Origin of the sequence: Lachnospira eligens (genome assembly GCF_009680455.1) — a bacterium.
Taxonomy (GTDB): domain Bacteria; phylum Bacillota; class Clostridia; order Lachnospirales; family Lachnospiraceae; genus Lachnospira; species Lachnospira eligens_A.
Genome location: NZ_WKRD01000009.1, coordinates 103,202 through 125,356, shown reverse-complemented (window position 1 = coordinate 125,356; position 22,155 = coordinate 103,202). Strand labels below are relative to the sequence as shown.

At 38.7% G+C, this 22,155-nt stretch carries 25 protein-coding genes; 1 reads left to right on the top strand and 24 read right to left on the bottom strand.

From position 1 onward, the window contains the following. Nucleotides 1-27: 27 nt before the first annotated feature. The 4 genes from GKE48_RS12115 to GKE48_RS12100 all read right to left on the bottom strand — a co-directional run bounded on the left by GKE48_RS12115 (nt 28) and on the right by GKE48_RS12100 (nt 2,251). On the bottom strand, nt 28-318 hold the full coding sequence (locus GKE48_RS12115; RefSeq protein WP_006426993.1) for a hypothetical protein: 291 nt from the start codon (nt 316-318) through the stop codon (nt 28-30). Next, nucleotides 315-1,223 (bottom strand): ParM/StbA family protein, encoded by a 909-nt coding sequence (locus GKE48_RS12110; RefSeq protein ID WP_044912250.1) that lies wholly within the window; start codon nt 1,221-1,223, stop codon nt 315-317. Before GKE48_RS12110 ends, GKE48_RS12115 begins: the two co-directional genes overlap by 4 nt. Before the next feature lie 187 nt (nt 1,224-1,410). Next, the gene (locus tag GKE48_RS12105) at nt 1,411-1,743 is read right to left on the bottom strand and encodes a DUF5720 family protein (protein WP_005341391.1); all 333 of its coding nucleotides are present in this window, start codon (nt 1,741-1,743) and stop codon (nt 1,411-1,413) included. 40 nt (nt 1,744-1,783) lie between these two features. After that, nucleotides 1,784-2,251, bottom strand: coding sequence for a hypothetical protein (locus GKE48_RS12100; RefSeq protein ID WP_243138504.1), 468 nt, complete (start codon nt 2,249-2,251; stop codon nt 1,784-1,786). 54 nt (nt 2,252-2,305) lie between these two features. Between GKE48_RS12100 and GKE48_RS12095 the strand changes: the two genes are divergently transcribed. Then, on the top strand, nt 2,306-2,542 hold the full coding sequence (locus GKE48_RS12095) for a helix-turn-helix domain-containing protein (protein WP_005341369.1): 237 nt from the start codon (nt 2,306-2,308) through the stop codon (nt 2,540-2,542). A gap of 307 nt (nt 2,543-2,849) precedes the next feature. Here GKE48_RS12095 and GKE48_RS12090 read toward each other — a convergent pair whose 3' ends face one another. The 20 genes from GKE48_RS12090 to GKE48_RS11995 form a co-directional block, all read right to left on the bottom strand. Then, on the bottom strand, nt 2,850-4,151 hold the full coding sequence (locus tag GKE48_RS12090) for an APC family permease (protein WP_154301176.1): 1,302 nt from the start codon (nt 4,149-4,151) through the stop codon (nt 2,850-2,852). Between the two features lie 58 nt (nt 4,152-4,209). After that, complete coding sequence (locus GKE48_RS12085) at nt 4,210-5,205, bottom strand: phosphotransferase enzyme family protein (RefSeq protein ID WP_055216765.1); 996 nt, start codon at nt 5,203-5,205, stop codon at nt 4,210-4,212. 78 nt (nt 5,206-5,283) lie between these two features. Continuing rightward, nucleotides 5,284-6,078 carry an SDR family oxidoreductase UcpA gene (ucpA, locus tag GKE48_RS12080; RefSeq protein ID WP_041687974.1) on the bottom strand — a complete coding sequence of 265 codons (795 nt, stop codon included), beginning with the start codon at nt 6,076-6,078 and terminating at the stop codon, nt 5,284-5,286. 169 nt (nt 6,079-6,247) lie between these two features. Continuing rightward, a complete protein-coding gene (glyA, locus tag GKE48_RS12075) occupies nt 6,248-7,489 on the bottom strand; it encodes a serine hydroxymethyltransferase (protein WP_022097500.1) in 1,242 nt (413 codons plus the stop codon). A gap of 64 nt (nt 7,490-7,553) precedes the next feature. Next, complete coding sequence (locus tag GKE48_RS12070) at nt 7,554-7,808, bottom strand: hypothetical protein (RefSeq protein WP_154301174.1); 255 nt, start codon at nt 7,806-7,808, stop codon at nt 7,554-7,556. Nucleotides 7,809-7,964: 156 nt separating this feature from the next. Further along, nucleotides 7,965-8,102, bottom strand: a complete 138-nt coding sequence (locus tag GKE48_RS12065) for a hypothetical protein (protein ID WP_154301173.1) — start codon at nt 8,100-8,102, stop codon at nt 7,965-7,967. 78 nt (nt 8,103-8,180) lie between these two features. Next, nucleotides 8,181-8,396 (bottom strand): helix-turn-helix transcriptional regulator, encoded by a 216-nt coding sequence (locus GKE48_RS12060; RefSeq protein WP_022097594.1) that lies wholly within the window; start codon nt 8,394-8,396, stop codon nt 8,181-8,183. A gap of 282 nt (nt 8,397-8,678) precedes the next feature. Then, on the bottom strand, nt 8,679-10,754 hold the full coding sequence (locus GKE48_RS12055) for a heavy metal translocating P-type ATPase (protein ID WP_154301172.1): 2,076 nt from the start codon (nt 10,752-10,754) through the stop codon (nt 8,679-8,681). Nucleotides 10,755-10,760: 6 nt separating this feature from the next. Beyond that, nucleotides 10,761-11,036, bottom strand: coding sequence for a DUF6110 family protein (locus GKE48_RS12050; protein ID WP_022097503.1), 276 nt, complete (start codon nt 11,034-11,036; stop codon nt 10,761-10,763). A gap of 166 nt (nt 11,037-11,202) precedes the next feature. After that, nucleotides 11,203-11,631: a Fur family transcriptional regulator gene (locus GKE48_RS12045; RefSeq protein ID WP_012738825.1), complete on the bottom strand. Its 429-nt coding sequence runs from the start codon at nt 11,629-11,631 to the stop codon at nt 11,203-11,205. A 13-nt stretch (nt 11,632-11,644) separates the two neighbouring features. Continuing rightward, on the bottom strand, nt 11,645-11,782 hold the full coding sequence (locus GKE48_RS12040) for a FeoB-associated Cys-rich membrane protein (protein WP_041688474.1): 138 nt from the start codon (nt 11,780-11,782) through the stop codon (nt 11,645-11,647). Between the two features lie 32 nt (nt 11,783-11,814). Then, entirely contained in the window at nt 11,815-14,319 is a 2,505-nt protein-coding gene (feoB, locus tag GKE48_RS12035) for a ferrous iron transporter B (RefSeq protein ID WP_055288125.1), read from the bottom strand. A gap of 102 nt (nt 14,320-14,421) precedes the next feature. Next, a complete protein-coding gene (locus tag GKE48_RS12030) occupies nt 14,422-14,640 on the bottom strand; it encodes a FeoA family protein (RefSeq protein WP_012738822.1) in 219 nt (72 codons plus the stop codon). 53 nt (nt 14,641-14,693) lie between these two features. Beyond that, a complete protein-coding gene (locus GKE48_RS12025) occupies nt 14,694-14,903 on the bottom strand; it encodes a FeoA family protein (RefSeq protein WP_022097505.1) in 210 nt (69 codons plus the stop codon). A gap of 198 nt (nt 14,904-15,101) precedes the next feature. Next, entirely contained in the window at nt 15,102-15,524 is a 423-nt protein-coding gene (locus tag GKE48_RS12020) for a flavodoxin (RefSeq protein ID WP_055216771.1), read from the bottom strand. Nucleotides 15,525-15,556: 32 nt separating this feature from the next. Beyond that, nucleotides 15,557-16,126 (bottom strand): DUF3793 family protein, encoded by a 570-nt coding sequence (locus GKE48_RS12015; protein WP_012738819.1) that lies wholly within the window; start codon nt 16,124-16,126, stop codon nt 15,557-15,559. Between the two features lie 40 nt (nt 16,127-16,166). Continuing rightward, a complete protein-coding gene (locus GKE48_RS12010) occupies nt 16,167-16,463 on the bottom strand; it encodes a DUF2325 domain-containing protein (RefSeq protein WP_012738818.1) in 297 nt (98 codons plus the stop codon). Nucleotides 16,464-16,619: 156 nt separating this feature from the next. Next, entirely contained in the window at nt 16,620-17,066 is a 447-nt protein-coding gene (locus tag GKE48_RS12005) for a PH domain-containing protein (protein ID WP_022097508.1), read from the bottom strand. 90 nt (nt 17,067-17,156) lie between these two features. Then, nucleotides 17,157-18,134 carry an Rpn family recombination-promoting nuclease/putative transposase gene (locus GKE48_RS12000; protein ID WP_154301171.1) on the bottom strand — a complete coding sequence of 326 codons (978 nt, stop codon included), beginning with the start codon at nt 18,132-18,134 and terminating at the stop codon, nt 17,157-17,159. A 219-nt stretch (nt 18,135-18,353) separates the two neighbouring features. Further along, nucleotides 18,354-22,106 carry a phosphoribosylformylglycinamidine synthase gene (locus GKE48_RS11995; protein WP_154301170.1) on the bottom strand — a complete coding sequence of 1,251 codons (3,753 nt, stop codon included), beginning with the start codon at nt 22,104-22,106 and terminating at the stop codon, nt 18,354-18,356. Nucleotides 22,107-22,155 lie beyond the last annotated feature (49 nt).

Below are 22,155 nucleotides of genomic sequence, written 5' to 3'. Positions count from 1 at the left end.
ATCGTGCAATCATAGGCCTCACCCCCTTTACAAATTTTCCATTTGAGATAGAAAATCCATCATCTGATCTGGTATTTCTTCCGATGATGGTTTCGTTTTCAATTGTTCCGTAGTGCCACATATTCCTAATTCCCGAACACTTTCTTTTATCGTCTTTTGAATGACTTCTTCCATCCATTTCCGATCCTCTTTTTCCAGAATTGCCTGAACCAGATACTGGCTTTTCTGCCCTTCTGGAACACTTTGAAATTTCTCCCATGCCCTCTGGTGTTCTGGATTTTTCAGGTTCGGGCGGAACGAATATACCGGGCGTGTCATCTCGTCCACATCTGCTCTACAATCCGTTCATACCCTGTTGCGTTGGCATGGACGTCCTCTATAAAAACGGGGCGGCAAATCGCGTCCTGTGCGGTCACGTGGCGTTTTAAAATTGCGGAGCCTCCCCCCATAAATACGGTGGGTACTGCCCGGAGATCAAACCCGGATTCTGTCACCGCAGACAGTATTCTTTCTATATATTTCCGTCCGTTTTCCTGTATGATCCGTCTGGCCTCCTCTGCCATACTGCAAGATTCCCTCCGAAGCACACGCTCAATTTGAGTTTCTGTCACAGACAGTCCGGTATTTCTACGCACTTGTTCTGCTGTCTCATCAATACATCGGATTACTCCAAGTTCCAGACTTCTGCACGTTGCTGCATTCGGAACAGCATTGTCCAGCCTCATAAGGTCAACGGTCCAGCCACCAATATCAACAAGCAGAACAGACGGTTCATTCTTCAGATACTCTGGATGCAGAGCAAGCGCAGAGTATCCCTGTGGGAACAGTTTCACATCTTTTATTGTTATCTCATATAACTCACTTTCATATAAAAATCGCACTGGCTGCTCTTTCCGCAACAGATACTCCCTGAATCCCTGTTTCTCTCTTCCAAAACTTGAAAGCGGAAGTCCAACAGCCAGAATTACCTCTGTCTTTCGTTCCGCTTTCCGATGCTTGATTTCTTCTGCAATGGCTGCCAACGTCAGCAGATAATAATTATCATTGGACGTTTTATTTTTTACCAGCGTCTGTCTTCCCGTACCGCAGACATAATACTTTCCTTGATATTGCAGAACATTCTGCATGGTATACGGCTCGTAATCATACCCAATAATTCCACTTGGGAAAGACACTTGTCTTGTTTTAATGGCATAATAGCCATGATCAATTCCTATGATTATCGCAATCACATCCTTTCATTTTTTCTGTTTAACGTAAGGTCAAAAATGTTGTCACTGCTGCAACGGATCGTTGCAAAAGTGCCATTCGTGAACACTTTTCTATGTTCCAGCGTCCCAAAACCTGCGGAAAATCTGGTTTTTTTATACCACTATCGCCAGAGGAACACTACTGTTCCTTCCCAGCCGGTTATAAAAGATCCCTCTCCCGGCGGCGGTCCAGCCTGTCCGGGGGAGGGATATATCGCAAGTTTCCTTTTTGAACAATTGCCTGTCTTTTTATTTTTATGAGATGTTTTTCCTGCTTTTGTAAAATGGGAAGATACTCCGGTTCTGTCAAAAACTTCCGTATATAATTGCCCTTTTTTCCCAGCTTGTTATCATTTTTCAGCAGTTCTATTTCTACCATGTAATGGGTATCTGGATGAAATCTCTTCTCACACAAAATGCTGTCCCCTTTTATATAATCAGATTTAGCCGATTCTCTTGCTGCCGCCAAGAGTTCATAAATACTTACTTCCACCTCTTATCACCTCCCAAAAGACCAGAAAAAAGCAGACCTCTTAATCGAAGTCTGCTCCTGTCGGATATGGTAATCCTCTTTCTTCATATTTTTTATCGATATAATTTCGAATCCATTCCCTGTATTCTTCCGTTAATGCCAGTTCCTGAAATTCTAACAACCACTTTTCCCCTTTTGCTTCGTCATCAAGCCATCGATCTTCTATGCACTCCGGCTCATCTAACATTTTCATCATCGCTTCAAATGGCTCTTTTACATCATCACCAAATTCTTTCCATAAGGCGATTCCATAGTTCTCCAGTTCAAAAAATTCTGTCAGATATGTCAATCGTTCCATATCCCCCAATGTCATTCTTTTTTCACCTGACAATAATGCTCGATCTCTTTTGCCACATAGATTTAAAAATTTTCTCTTTTCCATCTCCACATCCATTATACTTTTACCTCTTCCTGTTAAAAATAATTCCTTATTACGAAACATTATAAAATTTAAATTCTTTAGAATCAATATATATATTTCTGTATTACGAATCTTTTTATTTTATAAGGGGAGTTCATCATTATGCAAAAGATTAGACCAGATATGGATATTGGTAAAAATATCCAAGCAATTCGATATAAAAACAATATGACTCAAGACCAAGTAGTTGCAAAATTAAATCTTATGGGTATCTCCATCACCAAAAGTACCTATGCCAAACTGGAAACAAATCGCATGAACATTAAGGCATCTGAATTAGTTGCACTTGCAAAACTCTTTCATACCGATATCAATGCTTTCTTTTCCGGCTTGCTATAGTTCGACATTCCCCGACTCCCTGTGTATATAATAGCATATTAAAAATAAGAACCAGTCTATATTCTTATCGGATATAAACCAGTTCTTTTTTCTTATCAAATAATATAAAAGTGACAGGGAATTCAGATTCTTATCTTCTGTCACTCATGTAATTATTATTCTATTTTAAATTTAATGAATTTACCCATTCTTGAATTTCTTTTTCAATGTTATTTTCTATATAAACGTCATACACATTTTTCCACATTATCTGTGTATACTGTTATTTTCAACCCCATAATTATAACTTGGTACACGCTATACACTACTATAAACTGTACTCCATTTTAGCCTTTCCGATACCGATAGTACAGAAGAATGCGATAATTGCCATAATTATAAGAGAGGCTATCTTAAGTCCTGTTGCACATTTGTATGGTCTCTCCCATTCAGGATGCTTCTTTAAAAGAACAAGTGAAGATATTGAAGTAATCACATAACACAATGCACACGCGAATGCCATAAGGTCAAAGAATGCTGTAATGCTCTGCATTGCAATGAATCCAATACTTACAACAAGAATAAGTATGTTAGGAAGTGTTGGCTGGTTGTACTTATTAGTGTATGAGAACTGCTTTGGAAGGAAATTCTGACGCCCCATAGCGTATATCATACGAACACCTGAATACCAGAAACCAAGTACTGATGTACCAATTGGGAATACAACTCCGACAATACCCATTATAAGGACAAACCATGCAATCTTATCACCGAAGCAGTACTGTAATGCTTCAAATGTGATGAATGGGTGGCAGTCACCGCCATTAGTAAGCTCTGCCCAAGGCATTGCACCTGCAAGACAGAAGTAGAAAATTGTATATATAGCACCACATGTTATAACTGAACCAAGAATAGCTTTCTTCTGGTCCTTAATTGGGAAGTCGCCCTCCTCAACCATTGCCGGTACTGTCTCGAATCCGAAATATGGTGTTATCATAAATGAACAGCCAACAACCCATGCAATACCGGTTGCAAAGTTACCACCCCACTGCTTTTCATTGCTGCTTGTAAAGAAATCTGCGAAATTAGCAATGCTCCAGTGTCCACTGAACAGGAAAAGTAATGAACAGATAAGAATACCTGCGATACCTGCCATAAGCATGAATGACTGAACCTTGCCTGCTACAACATTTTTATAAAGACTGAGTACACACCAGAAGCACAGTACTAATGAACCGACAATAACTGCCTTGCCACCTGTAAGTCCCAGACCAAACTGATGATTTAACCATTCAATAATTCCAAGTACACCTGCTGCAGGAACGGCTATCCATGCACACATGATAAGCCACGCTGACCAGAAACCTGCATGCTTGTTAATACCTACCGTATTGAATACCAGACACGAACCTGTACTTGGTAACATTGTCGAGAATTCAGCATACACAAATGCTGTTGGCAGTACTGCCAGTGTCATAAGTGCAAATGCCAAGAACGTTCCGGGACCTGTATATGACATGAATATACCATCCCAGTAACACATAAATGTAAATATTGCTCCCGTTGCCATCGCATATACATAAATCAGCTTCATTGATTTAGATAATGCATTTGTTTTCTTTTCGCCCATAATAGCTTCCTCCCTTATTGTTGTTCATGATTTGTTGTCACGAAGATTTCTTATGTGCCTAGCCGAATAATCTAAGATACCTTTCGGCTAATTCCATGGTTCCATCCATCCAGTCAACACTTAATTCTGCTACCGGACCTGATTCCTGATGAGATGCAAGCCATGCTGTAAGCTGTAATCTTCTCATCATTATAAATGTGTCTATTTCTTCAAAATCCGTATCAGTGAACGGAAGAACCTTCTTATATCCTGCAAGCCATGCATTTACAAGCTTTGGAACAATTGGCTTGTCCTCAATAAAACTAAGTGCTGACGCAAGGTCATGTAAGTGCCATCCAAAACCGCAGTCATCAAAATCAATAACCTTAATCTGGTCGCCCTCAATAAGCAGATTAGCTAATCTTAAATCTGCATGTATGAGTCCAAAATTATTCTCATTAGTTCCATATCTTTCAAGTCTTCTCTTAACAATTCTTGAAACCTCTGACAATATATTTTCTGCCTCCGGGGTCATCTCTGGAAATGCTCTCCAGTCACCCCATGCAGCATGTTCACCTATTATCGTGTCGTAAGTCCATACCATACGGTCAAGCTTGTCTGTTCCGTTCCATATCTCTGTCTGACGGTGAAGATAAGCTGTTGTCTCACCGAGATATCTGAACTGCTTTACCATCTGCTCCTCGTTATTCTCATCAGGTGCTTCTCCCGGAAGAAAATCACATATAACGCAGAAATATACATTTCCATCCGGTCCTGTAATCTCCTGTATATTCTTACCATCAAGCCCTTTTATAGGATTAGCTACAAGAAGCGGTGTGTAGTCATTAATCTGTCTTAACCACTTCATCTCTGAATTAAGCTCATCCAATGTGTGATAACCCGGTCTGCTTATTCTAAGCACTCCCTCTTTTTCACCTGTTTCTTTGTTCTTGACCATATAGGTTGCATTCTCCGACAGCACTATAAGTTTCGCCTCACATCTGTCCTGCCATCCGTATTTTTCAAGCGAAGCATTTGCAACCGCATCAAATAAATCAACATTTTCAAATGCCATGTCATTATCCTCCAATCAGAAAAGGCGTACACAAATCTATCCGATTCATGTACGCCTTTGTACTTTTCTTATATTTAATTACTGTCCCATAGATGTTGTTTCCGGCAATGTGCTTCCGCCATCAATAACTATCTGTGTTCCGGTTATGTAGCTTGATTCATAACATCCAAGGAATGCTGCAAGTTCTCCAACCTCCTCAGGGTCAGCCAGCCTCTTCAAAGGAACTGCATCTGCAATTGCCTGTATTGCTCTCTCCGGATTCTCCGGGTCTGACTGCTTTGCCATTCCTTCAACAAGCGGTGTCCTTACATATCCCGGACATATTGCATTAACTCTTATATTCTTATCTGCAAATTCTCTTGCAAGTGCCTTCGTAAATCCTACCAGTGCCGCCTTAGATGTTGCATATGCAACCTCTCCAGGATCAGCAACCATATCTCCTGTTACAGAGCTTGTAACTACGATTGCACCACCACCATTTGCTATCATGCTTGGAATAACAGCTTTTGCCACATTCCATGCACCTTTGACATTAATATCAAGATGTAAGTCCCTATTTTCAAATGTGTCATCTTCAAGAAAGTCTTCAAGAACACATACGCCTGCGTTACATACAAGTACATCAATCTTTCCATATGTTTTCTCAGCAACTTCAACAATTCTTTCAACACTCTTGTAATCAGATACATCAACCTGAACACCTGTTGCCTCATACCCTTCGCTTTTCAACTGCTCTGCAAGTTCAAGTACCTTAGGTCCTCTTGCTGCAAGCACACATTTTGCGCCATACTTTGCATACACTTTGGCGATTCCTTCACCGATGCCTTTGGATGCTCCGGTAATTACTGCAACTTTTCCTTCTAACTTTCCCATAACGCCACGCACCTTTCTTAGTTTCCTGAATACAAAAAAGGACACGAAAGCTTTCACCTTCGTGCCCCTTTGCACTTCGACACTAACTATAGTACCAAGTGCCTGAAATTGCAATAATAAAAATATGCATTTTTTCTTTAATTATTAATGTAATTATAAGAAAAAATCTTTATTCATAAAGTGGGTACTTATCTGTAAGTCCCTTAACAAGCTCCATTGCCTTAGCCTGGTTAGCATCTACATCATCAACAAGCATAGCAATTGCTTCTGCAACAACATCCATATCAGCCTCATTGAAGCCTCTTGTTGTAACGGCTGCTGTACCAAGTCTGATACCGCTTGTTACGAATGGAGAAGCCGGGTCATTAGGAATTGTATTCTTGTTACATGTAATGTTAGCTGCATCCAGAAGCTTCTCAACTTCCTTACCAGTCTTTCCCTTGCTTAAGAGGTTAACAAGCATAAGGTGGTTATCTGTTCCACCAGATACGATATCAAAACCTCTGTTCATAAGTCCGTTAGCAAGTGCTGATGCATTCTTAACAACATTTTCAGCATATACCTTAAAGCTTGGGTCAAGCGCTTCCTTTAAGCACACTGCCTTACCAGCAATAACATGCATAAGAGGTCCGCCCTGGATTCCAGGGAATACAGCCTTGTTAAGCTTGAACTTCTCTGCTGCCTCTGCTGAAGCAAGAATCATACCTCCTCTTGGTCCACGGAGTGTCTTATGTGTTGTTGTTGTTGTAACATCTGCATATGGAATTGGGCTTGGGTGTGCACCACCGGCTACAAGACCTGCAATATGTGCCATATCTACCATAAGTAATGCGCCAACTTCATCACAGATTTCTCTGAACTTCTTGAAGTCGATTGTTCTTGCATAAGCAGAAGCTCCTGCAATAATCATCTTAGGCTTGCATTCCTTGGCAATTCTTAATACTTCATCATAATCAATAAATCCGTCTGCTGTAACACCATAAGGAACGATGTTAAAGTATTTTCCAGAAATATTAACTGGTGAACCGTGTGATAAATGTCCACCACAGTCAAGGCTCATACCCATAACTGTATCTCCAGGATTAACAAGTGCGAAGAATACAGCTAAGTTAGCCTGTGCTCCTGAATGTGGCTGTACATTTGCATATTCACAACCAAAAAGCTTCTTTGCTCTTTCAATTGCAAGTGTCTCAACAACATCGACATACTCACAGCCGCCGTAATATCTCTTTCCAGGATATCCTTCTGCATACTTATTAGTAAGAGGGCTTCCCATAGCAGCCATAACTGCCTTACTTACAAGGTTCTCAGAAGCGATAAGCTCGATGTGGCTTCTCTGTCTTCCAAGTTCATCATCCATAGCCTTAGCAAGGTCTGGATCATAGTTTAATACTTCATCAAATGAATACATATAACTTCCTCCCATTATACTTTAGTGAAACAAAGTGTCCCTAGTTACTTATGATATAATTAAATTACGGATTAGTCAATTTAAAGTTGTGAATTCCTGCTTTTTTTAATATTTGTTTCTGTATATCGACTGCAACTCCATATCCCTGCTCCTCAAGTTCATATGTTGATTGTTCAAGTGCCATCTCAAATTTTTCAACCATACTTAAAAAATGCTGCGTTGCTATTCCTTTTCCAAGACCAAGTTTCTTTGCCTCATTCTCAAACGACTTCTGATTTATATTCCTTATATCATATTCGCCATCTATGTTAAGCGACATTTTCTCTGTGCTGCTGTCATATATAACAGTACTTAATAAATCATATATAATTTTTTATTAGTTCAAATGCATCTGCTAAATAATCTTTCCCGTTTTTCTCATATTTTTGTGACGCTGTAATTCCAAGTGCCTGTGCAAAATCCTCCTGATGAAGTCTTAATGGAACTTTCTTCCCATTAATTCTTTGGATGTATCTAAAATCTTTCTGTCATATCTTTCAGTTGCAAATAAAAAATCATCTTCTTTATCATTAAGATTAATAATAAAACTATCTGGTGTCCTAGAATACAGCATCGTCAGAATTATGCCCTGTAATACTGCCAACATTAATCATATTTCCATTACATTCAATATATACCTCTAAATTTCTCATTATCTCCCCCTTACATTAATATTAATATCAAGTCCCAAAATTGAAATTAACTGCATTACTTTGCCAATCTCAACAGTTGTTTTACCTCTTTCTACATCTGATATAAAACTTACACTAAGACCAGTATATTCTGACAAAAATGCCTGCGTATACTTTAATTCTTTTCTCCTGTTCCTGATTATATTTCCCAGTTCTTCTGAATCAGTTATTTTCATGATAATCACTCCAGCATTAAAATAAGCCGTACGGCTCTATTATACATATTCTCTCATAAATAAAGCCGAGCGGCTTTGTTTTGATAAAAGCATTATAATATAAGCCGTACGGCTTAGTCAATTTTCTTTTGTTACATAATTTCATTTTGTTGTAATAAAATAATATCCTGCGATTATTAATTTATATTGTGCCTTATGGGTATAGTATATATTTATCCATTCAGAACTTTTTGCCTTCAAATAAAAAACGAACCCACCCGAAGATGAGTCCGTTTCATAGTCTTAAACCGGCAGATTCTTCATACTCTCAAGACTTATAACAAGTGTTGATGTATTATGAAGAAGTGCTGAAGTTGTAGGCTGTATGACGCCCGTTACACCAAGTGCAATAAGTGCGGAATTGAATCCGACAATCACACGGTAATTTCTGTTAATCTTCTTAATCAGACTGTCACTTAATTTCTTAAGCATAAGTATCTGGTTAAGATCATCTGCGCCGACAGTGATATCTGCAATCTCTCTTGCAATCTCAGCACCATCACTTATGGCAATACCTACATCTGCTGCTGAAAGCGCTGGTGAGTCATTAATTCCATCACCAATCATAATTACCTTTCGTCCGGCTGCCCGCTCTTTCTCTACGAACTTAGCCTTGTCTTCTGGAAGAACTTCTGAATAATATTCAGTAACGCCAACCTTTCTGGCAATAGAGGCGGCTGTTCTTTCACTGTCTCCGGTCATCATGACAACCTTTGATATTCCAGCCTTCTTAAGCCCTTCAATAACCTCCGGTGCTTCTTCTCTTAATGGATCAATTATGCATATAACTGCTGCAAGCTGACCGTTAATTGCCATATAAAGATGTGAGCAGTCATCTGGAAGACTGTCAAATAACTTCTGCTTTCCCGCTGGAATTACACATGCCTCATCCTCAAATACAAAGTGATGGCTTCCTATGATAACCTTGCTTGTATTGATAAATGTTGATATTCCATGTGCAACAATATATTCAACCTTAGAATGCATCTCTTCATGCATAAGGTTTCTTCTGCCAGCTTCATTAACAACGGCCTTAGCCATTGAATGTGGAAAATGTTCCTCAAGACACGCAGCTATTCTTAACAGCTCATCTTCCGGCATTCCGTTAAATGAATATACCCTGCTTACTGTTGGCTTGGCCTTTGTAAGTGTACCTGTCTTATCAAATACGATAGTATCCGCTTCAGCAATTGCCTCTAAGAACTTACCGCCCTTGACTGTTGCACTCGCCTGACTTGCCTGTCTTATTGCTGCAAGTACCGTAATAGGCATAGCAAGTTTCAATGCACATGAGAAATCGACCATAAGTATTGACAATGCCTTAGTAGTATTGCGTGTTAACAGATATGTAAGTGCAGTTCCACCAAGTGAATAAGGTACAAGCTTATCTGCAAGATGCTCTGCTTTTGACTCAAGACCTGATTTTAACTTCTCAGATTCTTCAATCATCCTGACAATCTTGTCATATTTGCTTGAGCCTCCGGCACGCTTAACTCTGAATACTATCTCGCCCTCTTCTACTACAGTTCCTGCAAATACAGAAGTTCCCTCACCTCTTCTTACTGGCTCAGATTCTCCTGTAAGTGAAGCCTGATTAACCATAGCCTCACCACTGATAACAGTTCCATCAAATGGGATTACATTACCCATCCGGATTATTACATTATCTCCGTCCTTAACATCTTTCACAGATACCTGTACTTCTGCATCATCTGTCTTTAACCAGACCTTATTAACGTTAAGTGACATCGTTCTTGCAAGGTCGTCAACCGACTTCTTGTGTGTCCAGTCCTCTATTATCTCACCTATACCAAGAAGAAACATTACTGAACCAGCTGTATTAAAGTCTCTTCTTAAGATAGAAACTCCTATTGCAGTTGCATCAAGAACTGGCACTTCAAGCTTTCTGTCAAGCAGTGTCCTGATTCCTTTATAAATGTACTTCATTGAAGATACCGTTGTTAATACCGCACATACCGGTGCCGGAATAAACAATTTCTTAGTCATTCTCCATAAAACCTGATCTGCTAACTTCTCAGTATAGTGTGAATTGATTGCCCTTCCTGATGTTGCAAGAACATCTTCAGGAACCTCTACATTGCTGTATCTGAACTTAGCAATAGCTTCAATCACAGTCTTTCTTGAACATCCGTACTCAACAACTGCATCAGCAGTTCTCTCATACACTTTGGCATTCGTGACGCCCTGCAGATTCTTAAGATAATACTGCAAGGTATCTGCCTGTGTAAAAGTCATGCCAGAAGCATCCATGTGAACACGGATTCTTCCGGGCACATCATGCTTTATTATGAATTTCATACTCTGTTACGCTTCCTCATCTTCATCTACTGAATCAAGTACAACTTCTTCTGTGTTATACTTTGTCTCATTGATTGTCTTAGCATCAGCATATATATCCTCGCAGTTTTCCTGAACAGTTGTAGCTGTCTTCATTATGCATGATTTAGCTCTTAAAACTGCTGCTGTACAGTTAGTGTAAAGCTTCTTTGCGTCCTTGCTTGTAAGAATCTTAATTCCAGCTGTTCCAAATAATACACCTGCTGCAAAAAGTCCTGGTTTCTTTAAGTTATTAATTTTCATACTGTGCTCCTCTCTGTCCATATTGGACAATAAATGTTTCTTAAGTTTGACGGTTATTATATTACACATTATGTAACATTTCTACATAAATCTACTTATTGAGAAATCTTCTCAATATAGCAAAAGGAGAGATGAAACAGTTTCACCTCTCCCTTATTAGTAAATATTATTTATTAACTGAAACTGCCTTTTTCCTGTCAACTACACTTGTTATCTTCTGATTCTTAATGTATCCGCAGGCTTCTAGCCCTGACTCAATAATTTTACTCCATTTGCTTTCTGATAAATTAATTGACGAATCATCGTTTAATCTTACAGTATAACCGCCATTATCATTCTCATCACAAGTTATTCTGTACATATTCTTACGGTTAATTGCACCTATTTCTTCCAGTGTATTAACCATTCTATATACAGTTGCAGCCCCAATCTTAGGATCCTTTTTTACTGCCTTGTAATAAATCTCTTTACAGCTTGAGCAGTCCTCTTCAAGAATTACATCAAGAAGCATAAGCCTCTGTTTAGTTATCCTGCAACCCTGCTGCTTGAGACGAGAAATAATAATGTCTTTGTCTTTATCAGGATTTCTGACCACCCGTTACCTCCTTTTAATGGCAGTGACCTTTGCATTTACCGCAGTCGCCACCACATGTGAACGATTTACCGTTTTTCTTGTCGTGTACCATACTGCGTACAATAAGCGCAACTATAATCACCAATATAACTCCTACTATAATTGTTCCCAGCATAATTACACCTCCGATAATATATCATTTAATTACTTTGTTGCATTTAAAAGCTTCTTAGAATCAACCTTTAATGTCTTACTTTCCTTATATGGTCTGAATAACAGATAAATGAAGCCAACAATTATAAGAATTGCGATTACTGTGAATACATTAAATGCTGTGTCGCCAGTAATAAGACCAGCAATCTGGTTAATTACAAGACCTACAAGGTAAGCATATCCACACTGGTATCCGATTGCAATCCAGAACCACTTAGTGTTGTTCATCTCTCTCTTAATAGCACCCATTGCTGCGAAGCAAGGAGCACAGAGAAGATTAAATGCAAGGAATGCATATCCGCTTACTACTGTAAATGTAGCTGCCATGTTAGCATATACTGTTCCCTCACCTGCTGAGTAAAGGATACCCATTGTACCAACGATATTCTCCTTAGCAACAAGACCAGTAATAGAAGCAACAGTTGCCTGCCAGTTACCAAATCCTAAAGGAGCAAATATCCATGCGATTGCCTTACCAATTCTGCCAAGAATAGAGAAGTCAATCTGATCATCTGCAAGCATTGTAAATGTTCCATCAACAAATCCGAAGTATGTTGTGAACCAGATAATGATTGTTGAAAGTGTGATGATTGTTCCGGCCTTCTTGATGAATGACCATCCACGCTCCCACATGCTTCTTAATACTGTACCAACTGTTGGAAGATGATATGCTGGAAGCTCCATAACGAATGGTGCCGGATCTCCAACGAATAACTTTGTCTTCTTTAAGATGATACCTGAGCAGATAATTGAGAATATTCCAAGGAAGTATGCTGATGGAGCAACCCATGGAGCACCATCAAAGATAGCTCCGGCAACCATTGCTATGAATGGAAGCTTAGCTCCACAAGGAATAAATGTTGTTGTCATAATTGTCATCTTACGGTCTCTGTCGTTCTCAATTGTACGTGAAGCCATGATACCAGGAACACCACAACCTGAACCGATAAGCATTGGAATGAATGACTTACCTGAAAGACCGAACTTACGGAAAATTCTATCCATAATGAATGCTATACGTGCCATATAACCGCAAGACTCAAGGAATGCAAGGAATATGAATAATACAAGCATCTGTGGAACGAAGCCAAGTACTGCACCAACACCGGCTACAATACCATCAAGGATAAGACCCTTTAACCAGTCTACACAACCAATTGCATCAAGTCCTGACTCAAGAAGCACTGGGATACCAGGAACCCATACACCATAATTAGCAGGATCTGGAGCTGCACCATCATTGTCTATACACTGTTTTATAGCTTCCTTAACACCAGCTGCATCTGTTGTCTCTGTTGTTACACTGAGATTTTCCTCATCTTCTACATCATAATCTAATGTAAGATTAGCTGGAACTGTGTTTTCAAGTTTCTTTAATGCTGCTACTGCTGCATCTGAATCATAATCATCAGCTTCTGTATCAATAGCATCTGCATACTCTTCACCTTTATCACCAAGGCTGTCGATATATGCCCCGATGATTGCATCTGAATCACCATACTCATCAGCTACTTCTTCGTAAGCTGAAGTGCCAATTCCGAAGAGATGCCAGCCATCACCGAACACACCATCGTTAGCCCAGTCTGTTGCCCATGTACCAACTGTTGTAACTGATACATAGTATACGATGAACATTACAACTGCAAATATTGGAAGTGCTAAGAATCTGTTAGTAACTATTCTATCAATCTTATCTGATGTAGAAAGCTTCTTCTCAGACTTCTTTGCAAAACATCCACTGATAATTGAAGATATATATGTATATCTTTCATTAGTGATAATACTTTCTGTATCATCATCAAATTCTTTCTCAAGAGTCTCAATCTCAGCTGAAACATCTGGAACATTCTTCATAAGAACTTTAATCTTATCATCCTTCTCAAGAAGCTTGATAGCAAAGAATCTCTTCTGTTCTTCAACAATATCAAGACCAAGCTTATCTTCTACTGCAGATATAGCTGCCTCAACCTTATCATCAAACTTGTGAGCAATTGTATTGAGCTTCTTGCTCTCTGCAAGCTTAACAGCCTTCTCTGCTGCTTCCTTAATGCCAGTTCCCTTAAGAGCTGATATCTCAACAGCTTCACATCCAAGGTTCTTTCCTAACTTGGCAAGGTCAACCTTATCTCCGTTCTTTTCCATGATATCGACCATGTTAACAGCCATAATAACTGGAATCCCCAGTTCCATAATCTGTGTTGAAAGATAAAGGTTTCTTTCAATGTTAGTACCATCAACAATATTGATGATTGCATCAGGTCTTTCGTTAATAAGATAATTTCTTGCTACTACCTCCTCAAGAGTATAAGGAGAAAGTGAATAAATACCTGGTAAATCCATGATAGTTACATCTTTATGTCCCTTTAATTTACCTTCCTTTTTCTCAACTGTAACACCTGGCCAGTTACCAACGAACTGATTAGAACCGGTCAAAGCATTAAACAATGTTGTTTTACCGCAGTTTGGATTACCTGCTAATGCAATTTTAATTGACATTTGACTACCTCATTTCTTTTATATAAATGTTTATGCATCTGCTAACAAACATTTGACAATTCTTACATTAATTAGATTATGCTAACCTGCATGTAAAAAAAATCAGCCTACCTCTATCATCTCGGCATCGGCTTTACGAAGCGATAATTCATAGCCTCTTACTGTAACCTCTACAGGATCTCCCAAAGGTGCTACCTTTCTTACATAGACTTCAACTCCCTTAGTAATTCCCATATCCATAATTCTTCTCTTAACCGGACCATCACCATTTAACCTGGTAACTTTAACAGTCTGGCCTACAGATACATCTCTTAAAGTCATAGTTTATCTCCTTCTTATTTTAGTTTTATATAAGAACTGGCATATTCAGTCCTTTATACCATAATTTTATTAGCCATATCTTTTCCTATGGCCACTCTTGATTCCTTAATGTTAACAATGACATTACCGCCAGCTTTAGAAACAACTGTTACTACTGCTCCCGGAACGAATCCAAGATTCTCAAGAAAACGTCTTATTTCTTCCTTTCCACCAATCCGCTGGATTGTATATGGAGTTCCTTCATCAATCATAGTTAATGGCATAAGCTCATCTCCTCTTTTTAGCATATTGATAATGTTTTTCATTACCACCTCGGTTAGTATATTCTAATGGTCATTAGATGTCAACAACTTTTGTTATATTTTTATAATATTTTTTAGAACAGTTTAACCCCTGATTGATATAACCAACCAGGGGGGCAAAATGTGCAATCTTTTCAATATATTACAGGCAATAAATAATTATGCTAACGCTGCCCCAAGTTTTTTGCAGTTTTCAACAGCATCATCATCTGGTGCTTCCTGACAGATTACGCTGTCTGTTGCAAGAACAGCCCCTGCAGCCTTGCTTCTTTCTTCCCAGTCAGCCATCCATTCGCCGCTTCCCCATCCATATGAACCGAAAAGTGCAATTTTCTTACCGCTAAGGCTTCCTTCTACCTCTGTGAACATTGGCTCAAACTCTGATTCTTCGAGATTCTCTGCTCCCATTGCCGGGCATCCGAATGCGATTCCATCATATTCAGCAACCTTTCCTGAATTAAAATCATTTGCCACAAGTACATCAACCTCTGCTCCGGCTCCTTTAGCACCTTCTGCAACTGCGTTAGCCATTGTCTCTGTATTACCTGTTCCACTCCAATAAACTACTGCTACTTTACTCATTATCCAATCTCTCCTTTTTACTTTTTATATGCTTAAACCGTTAATGCAGATATGCTTCTGCCTCGGTCAAAGACTCTTAAATATACTTCTGTGCATTTTCTATAACGTGCAAACATCTTCTGGCTAAATGCCTCATCACAATACACCTTCCATACCCCACAACATTTGTAATTACAGCCCTTTTGTCTTATAAACTGGATTACATCTTCCACCGGGTAACTTAAGAACAATCCTATTTCATGTGGAAAGCATGTGTTCTCCCCCACTCTCTGTTTAAGATGCTTGATGCTTGCTCCAACTTTATAATCTGTATATCCAAATGTTTTCAGTACATTTTGTACTGCTGGCTGTGACAAATCCTTCTCTAATCTGTCAGGTCTGAACACATATAAAAGTGCACTCTTTTCATTTCGCTTTAAAAATGTAACATACACGCCTTTGGCGTTAAGTTTTCTGTTTACACTTGCAAGCTCTTTCCTAAAATCAGATATATTATCATATCTGTAATTAAAAAGGTTGCCCGTCTTTAATCCGGCAAGCGTCGGAGAACACTCTTTTATAACTTCCCGCTCAATTCTTCCCAATACATCTGTACAGACCATTTTTCTTTTCCTTCCATATTGCACTTTATTCTCTTCTTTATCAGCATGCCCTGCTTTCGCTTAAATATGTTTCTAAAACACTTGTAAGCGATGCCGCACTGCTTGAATGTGTTCTTACTATATTTACATCATTCTTCTTAGCCTCTGTAACAGCTGATAAAACCATCTTATGAGAAACCGTATTAGTAAACAGTATCATAAGATCCGGTGTTCCAATCTGCTTGGAAAATCCGCTTTTTTCCTTAACAAATACCTTCGCCTTGCAGCCGTGTTTCTTACATATCTGCTGATACTGGCGTTCCATACATTCATTTCCACCAATAATAACTACGCTCATATTCTCATCCTTTCATTTACCTTACTCTTGTTAGCTTTGTCTAACCCATATTTATAAAATAACGGATATCCTAACTGGATACCCGTTACATCAGTTAGCCTTAACTAACTATTAAAATATCATCTTTCTATATAGCTGTCAATACATTTTTACAAATTATCTGTCAAATGGTGCATCGTCATCATTATTGTCAAAGTCATCAATATCCGCATGACCATCTGAATGGTCATGACCGTCAATCATATTCTCTCTGTTGACAACTCTCTTGATATCTCTCTGCTTCTCCACAAGATCTGATAACAGCTCCTTAGTAGCCTTAGGCCTCTTGATATTCTTAATCTCAAAGTCACCCATTGTCTTGTCTCCAGAGCATACTTTAATAGTTCCTACTCCGACAAGTCTCTGCATGAATGAGCGCTCCAATGAAATATCCATAATACGATACAGTCTTACCTCATCATCTTTAACGCTGAAAAATCCTTTGCTTATAAAGAATCTGTCCTTAGATACACTGTATCTTGTAAATGACCATGGAAGTCCGAGGAAGAGAATTCTCTTCCTGTCCTTCCATAATATATCTGTGCTGACTTTATCTCTTGCCATTGTTTAAATATCTCCCCTTTACCTTTAATTTCATAAAGCACTATATTAAATAGTACTTTTTATTATAACATACGTCTTACTATAATTAAATTAATATCCCTCATCTTTTATCACTTTTTTCCTAGCAAACATTGAAAAATATTCTTGTGCTTTCTGTAATGATATATTGAGTTTTTTCTGAAGTCTGTCAAGAATTTCTTCTTCAGATAATCCAAATTCAAATCCTAATTCAATAATTGCCTTAGCTTCTCCCTCTTTGCGTGTTTCCTCGAATACTGTACACATATCAGCATCAGCCTCCTTTTCAAGCATATTATAATCTATCTTGCAATTAACTGCACCTGTCACAGTCATTATAACGGTCTTTTCTACTTTATGCTCTGCTGCATAATTTATTGCTTTTTCTTTAATTTCATTCAAATTACCATTTCTGTTCAAAAGAATTCCAAAAAGGTTGAACAAATCCTTATTATTAATATTATGTAATTTCAAATTATTTTTTCTTGCTTCAACCAAATTCATTTTATAATCATTGATAAATGCTTTCATATCTTCAGGAATATCCAACATTCCCTGTAATGATACCGCTCCATCCCATGCCTTCTCCCCATAATATATAACTATAGTTATTATCGGTATAAATTTATCTGTTCTCTTCATTTTAGAAATAAACTCATCATCAGACAATCCTTTTGCTGTCTTATATTTAACAGCATTACTGTCATATTGTTTTTTATAAGAACCATAATCATATCCCATAACTCTCATCGGCATTGCATAATGAATATGTTCCTGACTTTCCATTCCAAGTATGCACAACTCGACATCATGTTTTGTTGATTTCTTTCGTATCTTTATATTATCTCTTGAAGCCAATACACTTTCAACATATTTTTTATTCTCTGATACATAAGATTCTTCCGTATCCATATCTTCAAGTTCATCAGGTTTTATTACCTGTTTCCCCTCATATAAAACCGCATTAAAAAAATCCGCAAACTGTTCATTATTACGCCAATAGTTTTTTACAACAACATCTGCTTTCAGTTTATTTTTTGTTTTCCCCATACATTATCCCCTTTAATTATACTATGAACTATATTCATCATCAATATTGTTTCGTATTTAATAGTATAATATATTTAAAATATTTTTCTACTTATTATTATATATTTTATTTTTATTTAATATATTTACTGAGAATACAAAAGACCTTGCAGATAAATCAGTCATCTGCAAGGTCTTTTATTTATATTATACAATTATTATTTAAATCAAAATGCACTATTACTTGAAGTACTTAACACCAGATTCGAATATCTTAATATCCTGCTCACCATATATATTAATAGCAACACTGTCACCGCGTCTCTCAGAATGTGCCATCTTACCGAAGCATCTTCCGTCTGGGCTTGTGATACCTTCAATAGCCATGTATGAACCATTGATATTCCACTCTTCATCCATAGATACATTTCCGTCAAGGTCACAGTACTGTGTAGCAACCTGTCCGTTAGCAAAGAGCTTATCAAGCCATTCCTTAGGAGCAACAAATCTTCCTTCACCATGTGAAGCTGGGTTGCAGTATACTCCGCCAAGTTCAGCATTAGCAAGCCATGGGCTTAAATTGCTGACAACCTTAGTATATACCATCTTAGATATATGACGGTTAATTGTATTAAATGTAAGTGTAGGTGACTGTGCATCCTGTCCTGTAATCTTACCATTAGGTACAAGACCAAGCTTGATAAGTGCCTGGAATCCATTACAGATACCAAGTGCAAGACCATCTCTCTCATTAAGTAGCTTCTCAACTGCTTCCTTCATCTTGGCATTACGGAATGCTGTCGCAAAGAACTTGGCAGAACCATCTGGTTCATCACCTGCTGAGAATCCACCAGGGAACATAATAATCTGTGCCTGGTTAATAGCCTTCTCAAATTCATCAACAGACTCTCTGATACTCTCAGCATCAAGGTTCTTGAACACCTTAACGATTGTATCAGCACCGGCTCTTTCAAATGCCTTGGCACTATCGTACTCACAGTTAGTTCCTGGGAATACCGGGATAAATACTGTTGGCTTAGCAACCTTATTCTTGCATACATGTACGCTTGGTGCTTCATATAACTTGCTTTCAACCGGTGTAGTTTCCTTAGAAGCCTTAGTTGGGAATACACCCTCAAGGGTATCAGCCCATACGCTTAATGCTTCTTCTACATTAATTGAAACTTCCTTGTATGTGAACTTACCATTATCCTTAACAGTACCAACCTTAGTATAAGCTGTAGTAATCTCACTAAGCTTGTCCGCTGGAACTTCTGCAACGATACAGCCATAAGCTGGTGCAAAGAGATCATCTTCCTTAACGTCTGCGCTGATCTCAAAACCTAACTTATTACCAAATGCCATCTTGCTGAGTGCTGGCACAAGTCCGTTAGCATCAAGAACATATGCAGATACGATTGCCTTCTTCTGGATAAGCTCATGTATTGCACTGTAGAGTGCCTTAACCTGTTCGAAATCTGGAAGATCATACTGATTCTTCTTAATATCAAATCTGACTAATACATCACCATCATTCTTAAGTTCAGGAGTAATAATATCTCCTTCCTTAGCTACATCAATAGCAAATGAGCAGAGTGTTGGTGGAACATCAATATGTTCAAATGTTCCTGACATACTGTCCTTACCACCGATTGATGGAAGTCCGAATCCCATCTGTGCTTCATATGCACCAAGAAGTGCAGCAAATGGCTGGCTCCATCTTTCTGGATCTTCTGTCATTCTTCTGAAGTATTCCTGATATGTGAATCTGATCTTACTGAAATCACCACCGGCAGCAACAATCTTAGCTACAGAATCTGTAACAGCATAGATTGCTCCATGATATGGGCTCCATGATGAGAGATATGGATCAAATCCATAAGACATCATAGTTACTGTATCGCATGAACCCTTAAGCACTGGAAGCTTTGCAACCATGCTCTGTGTCTCTGTAAGCTGATATTTACCACCATATGGCATATATACTGAACCGGCTCCGATAGAACCATCAAATCTCTCAACAAGTCCCTTCTGTGAGCATTCGTTAAGGTCTGCTAAAGTCTTTAACCACTTACCGCGTACATCTGTAACCTTAACCGGCTTAAGGTAATCGTCTTCCTGTGAAGGAATATCAACTACAACCTTAGTCTCCTGATGAGCACCATTAGTATCAAGGAATGCTCTTGAGATATTAACGATATCCTTGCCTCTCCAGTTAAGAACAAGTCTTGGTTCTTCTGTTACAACAGCTACCTCAACTGCCTCTAAGTTCTCCTCAGCAGCATACTGAAGGAATTCCTTAACATCCTTAGGATCAACTACAACAGCCATTCTCTCCTGAGACTCTGATATAGCAAGCTCTGTTCCATCAAGACCTTCATACTTCTTAGGAACTTTATCAAGATCTACCTTAAGACCTGCTGCAAGCTCACCAATTGCAACGGATACACCGCCTGCACCAAAGTCATTACATTTCTTAATAAGCTTAGTAACCTCTGGTCTTCTGAAGAGTCTCTGCATCTTACGCTCTGTAGGAGCATTACCCTTCTGAACCTCAGCACCACAATCCTCAATAGACTTCTCTGTATGAACCTTAGATGAACCTGTAGCTCCGCCACATCCATCTCGTCCTGTTCTTCCACCAAGAAGAATAATGATATCTCCCGGGTCAGAATTCTCTCTCTTAACTGCACTTCTTGGAGCAGCAGCTATAACTGCACCAATCTCCATTCTCTTGGCAACATAATCAGGATGGTAGATTTCCTTAACATATCCTGTAGCAAGTCCGATCTGGTTACCATATGAGCTGTATCCGTGAGCAGCACCTGTAACAAGCTTTCTCTGTGGAAGCTTTCCATGAATTGTCTCTGATACCGGAACAGTAGGATCTGCTGCACCTGTAATTCTCATTGCCTGATATACATATGTACGTCCTGACAATGGATCTCTTATAGCACCACCAAGACAAGTTGCTGCGCCACCAAATGGCTCAATCTCTGTTGGATGGTTATGTGTCTCGTTCTTAAAGTTAACAAGCCATTCCTCTGTCTTTCCATCAATCTCAACTGGAACAACAATTGAGCAGGCATTAATCTCATCAGATTCTTCCTGATCAGCTAACTTGCCCTCAGCCTTTAACTTCTTAGCACCCATAAGTGCGAGATCCATAAGGCATACGAACTTGTCCTTACGGTCCTTATATATTTCTGCTCTGTCTGAAAGATACTTGTTATATGTAGCTTCCATAGGGGCTTTATAGAATCCGTCCTTAAACTTAACATCTGTAAGCTCTGTTGCAAATGTTGTGTGACGGCAATGATCTGACCAGTATGTATCAAGTACTCTGATTTCAGTCATAGAAGGATCACGCTTCTCAACACTAGCAAAATGCTCCTGAATGAACTTAAAATCCTTAAATGTCATGGCAAGTCCTAAAGAATCATATAATTCCTTTAACTTATCCTCTGGCATATCCTTGAATCCGTCAAAATAAATAACATCAGCAGGAGTCTTGAACTCAGTAACTAAAGTTTCTGGAATATCCTCTGCTGCCTGTCTTGAATCAACAGGGTTAATGCAGTGTTCCTTAATCCTGTTCTTCTCCTCATCAGTAACAGTTCCTGTCAATACATAAGTTACAGCAGTCTTGATAACAGGTGTCTCATTCTCATTAAAGAACTTAACACACTGTTCTGCAGAATCAGCTCTCTGGTCGAACTGTCCTGGAAGATACTCTACAGAGAACACGAAATCGTCCTTTCCCGCTGGAAATGTTCCCTCATAAACATCATCTACCGGTGGCTCAGAAAAAACAGTAGTAAGTGCTTTCTTATATGTTTCTTCTGAAAGATTCTCAATATCATATCGGATAAGAACTCTTACATCTGTAATAGTCTTTATTCCAAGATATCCTCCTATCTCCTCAAGTAATTCTTTCGCATTAACTGCAAATGGTTTCTTTTTCTCGACAAAAACTCTCTTTACGCCGCTCATATCTTCCTCCTGAGATTAGTTATATTAATTATTAATATTTAACCATTGT

What these genes read in the sequence shown, in the direction of transcription:
- GKE48_RS12115 (WP_006426993.1), bottom strand. Translation starts at nt 318, where the DNA reads ATGACACGCCCGGTATATTCGTTCCGCCCGAACCTGAAAAATCCAGAA.
- GKE48_RS12095 (WP_005341369.1), top strand. Translation starts at nt 2,306, where the DNA reads ATGCAAAAGATTAGACCAGATATGGATATTGGTAAAAATATCCAAGCA.
- GKE48_RS12090 (WP_154301176.1), bottom strand. Translation starts at nt 4,151, where the DNA reads ATGGGCGAAAAGAAAACAAATGCATTATCTAAATCAATGAAGCTGATT.
- GKE48_RS12085 (WP_055216765.1), bottom strand. Translation starts at nt 5,205, where the DNA reads ATGGCATTTGAAAATGTTGATTTATTTGATGCGGTTGCAAATGCTTCG.
- ucpA (WP_041687974.1), bottom strand. Translation starts at nt 6,078, where the DNA reads ATGGGAAAGTTAGAAGGAAAAGTTGCAGTAATTACCGGAGCATCCAAA.
- glyA (WP_022097500.1), bottom strand. Translation starts at nt 7,489, where the DNA reads ATGTATTCATTTGATGAAGTATTAAACTATGATCCAGACCTTGCTAAG.
- GKE48_RS12070 (WP_154301174.1), bottom strand. Translation starts at nt 7,808, where the DNA reads ATGTCGCTTAACATAGATGGCGAATATGATATAAGGAATATAAATCAG.
- GKE48_RS12065 (WP_154301173.1), bottom strand. Translation starts at nt 8,102, where the DNA reads ATGCTGTATTCTAGGACACCAGATAGTTTTATTATTAATCTTAATGAT.
- GKE48_RS12060 (WP_022097594.1), bottom strand. Translation starts at nt 8,396, where the DNA reads ATGAAAATAACTGATTCAGAAGAACTGGGAAATATAATCAGGAACAGG.
- GKE48_RS12055 (WP_154301172.1), bottom strand. Translation starts at nt 10,754, where the DNA reads ATGAAATTCATAATAAAGCATGATGTGCCCGGAAGAATCCGTGTTCAC.
- GKE48_RS12050 (WP_022097503.1), bottom strand. Translation starts at nt 11,036, where the DNA reads ATGAAAATTAATAACTTAAAGAAACCAGGACTTTTTGCAGCAGGTGTA.
- feoB (WP_055288125.1), bottom strand. Translation starts at nt 14,319, where the DNA reads ATGTCAATTAAAATTGCATTAGCAGGTAATCCAAACTGCGGTAAAACA.
- GKE48_RS12030 (WP_012738822.1), bottom strand. Translation starts at nt 14,640, where the DNA reads ATGACTTTAAGAGATGTATCTGTAGGCCAGACTGTTAAAGTTACCAGG.
- GKE48_RS12025 (WP_022097505.1), bottom strand. Translation starts at nt 14,903, where the DNA reads ATGCCATTAACTATGATTGATGAAGGAACTCCATATACAATCCAGCGG.
- GKE48_RS12020 (WP_055216771.1), bottom strand. Translation starts at nt 15,524, where the DNA reads ATGAGTAAAGTAGCAGTAGTTTATTGGAGTGGAACAGGTAATACAGAG.
- GKE48_RS12015 (WP_012738819.1), bottom strand. Translation starts at nt 16,126, where the DNA reads ATGGTCTGTACAGATGTATTGGGAAGAATTGAGCGGGAAGTTATAAAA.
- GKE48_RS12010 (WP_012738818.1), bottom strand. Translation starts at nt 16,463, where the DNA reads ATGAGCGTAGTTATTATTGGTGGAAATGAATGTATGGAACGCCAGTAT.
- GKE48_RS12005 (WP_022097508.1), bottom strand. Translation starts at nt 17,066, where the DNA reads ATGGCAAGAGATAAAGTCAGCACAGATATATTATGGAAGGACAGGAAG.
- GKE48_RS12000 (WP_154301171.1), bottom strand. Translation starts at nt 18,134, where the DNA reads ATGGGGAAAACAAAAAATAAACTGAAAGCAGATGTTGTTGTAAAAAAC.
- GKE48_RS11995 (WP_154301170.1), bottom strand. Translation starts at nt 22,106, where the DNA reads ATGAGCGGCGTAAAGAGAGTTTTTGTCGAGAAAAAGAAACCATTTGCA.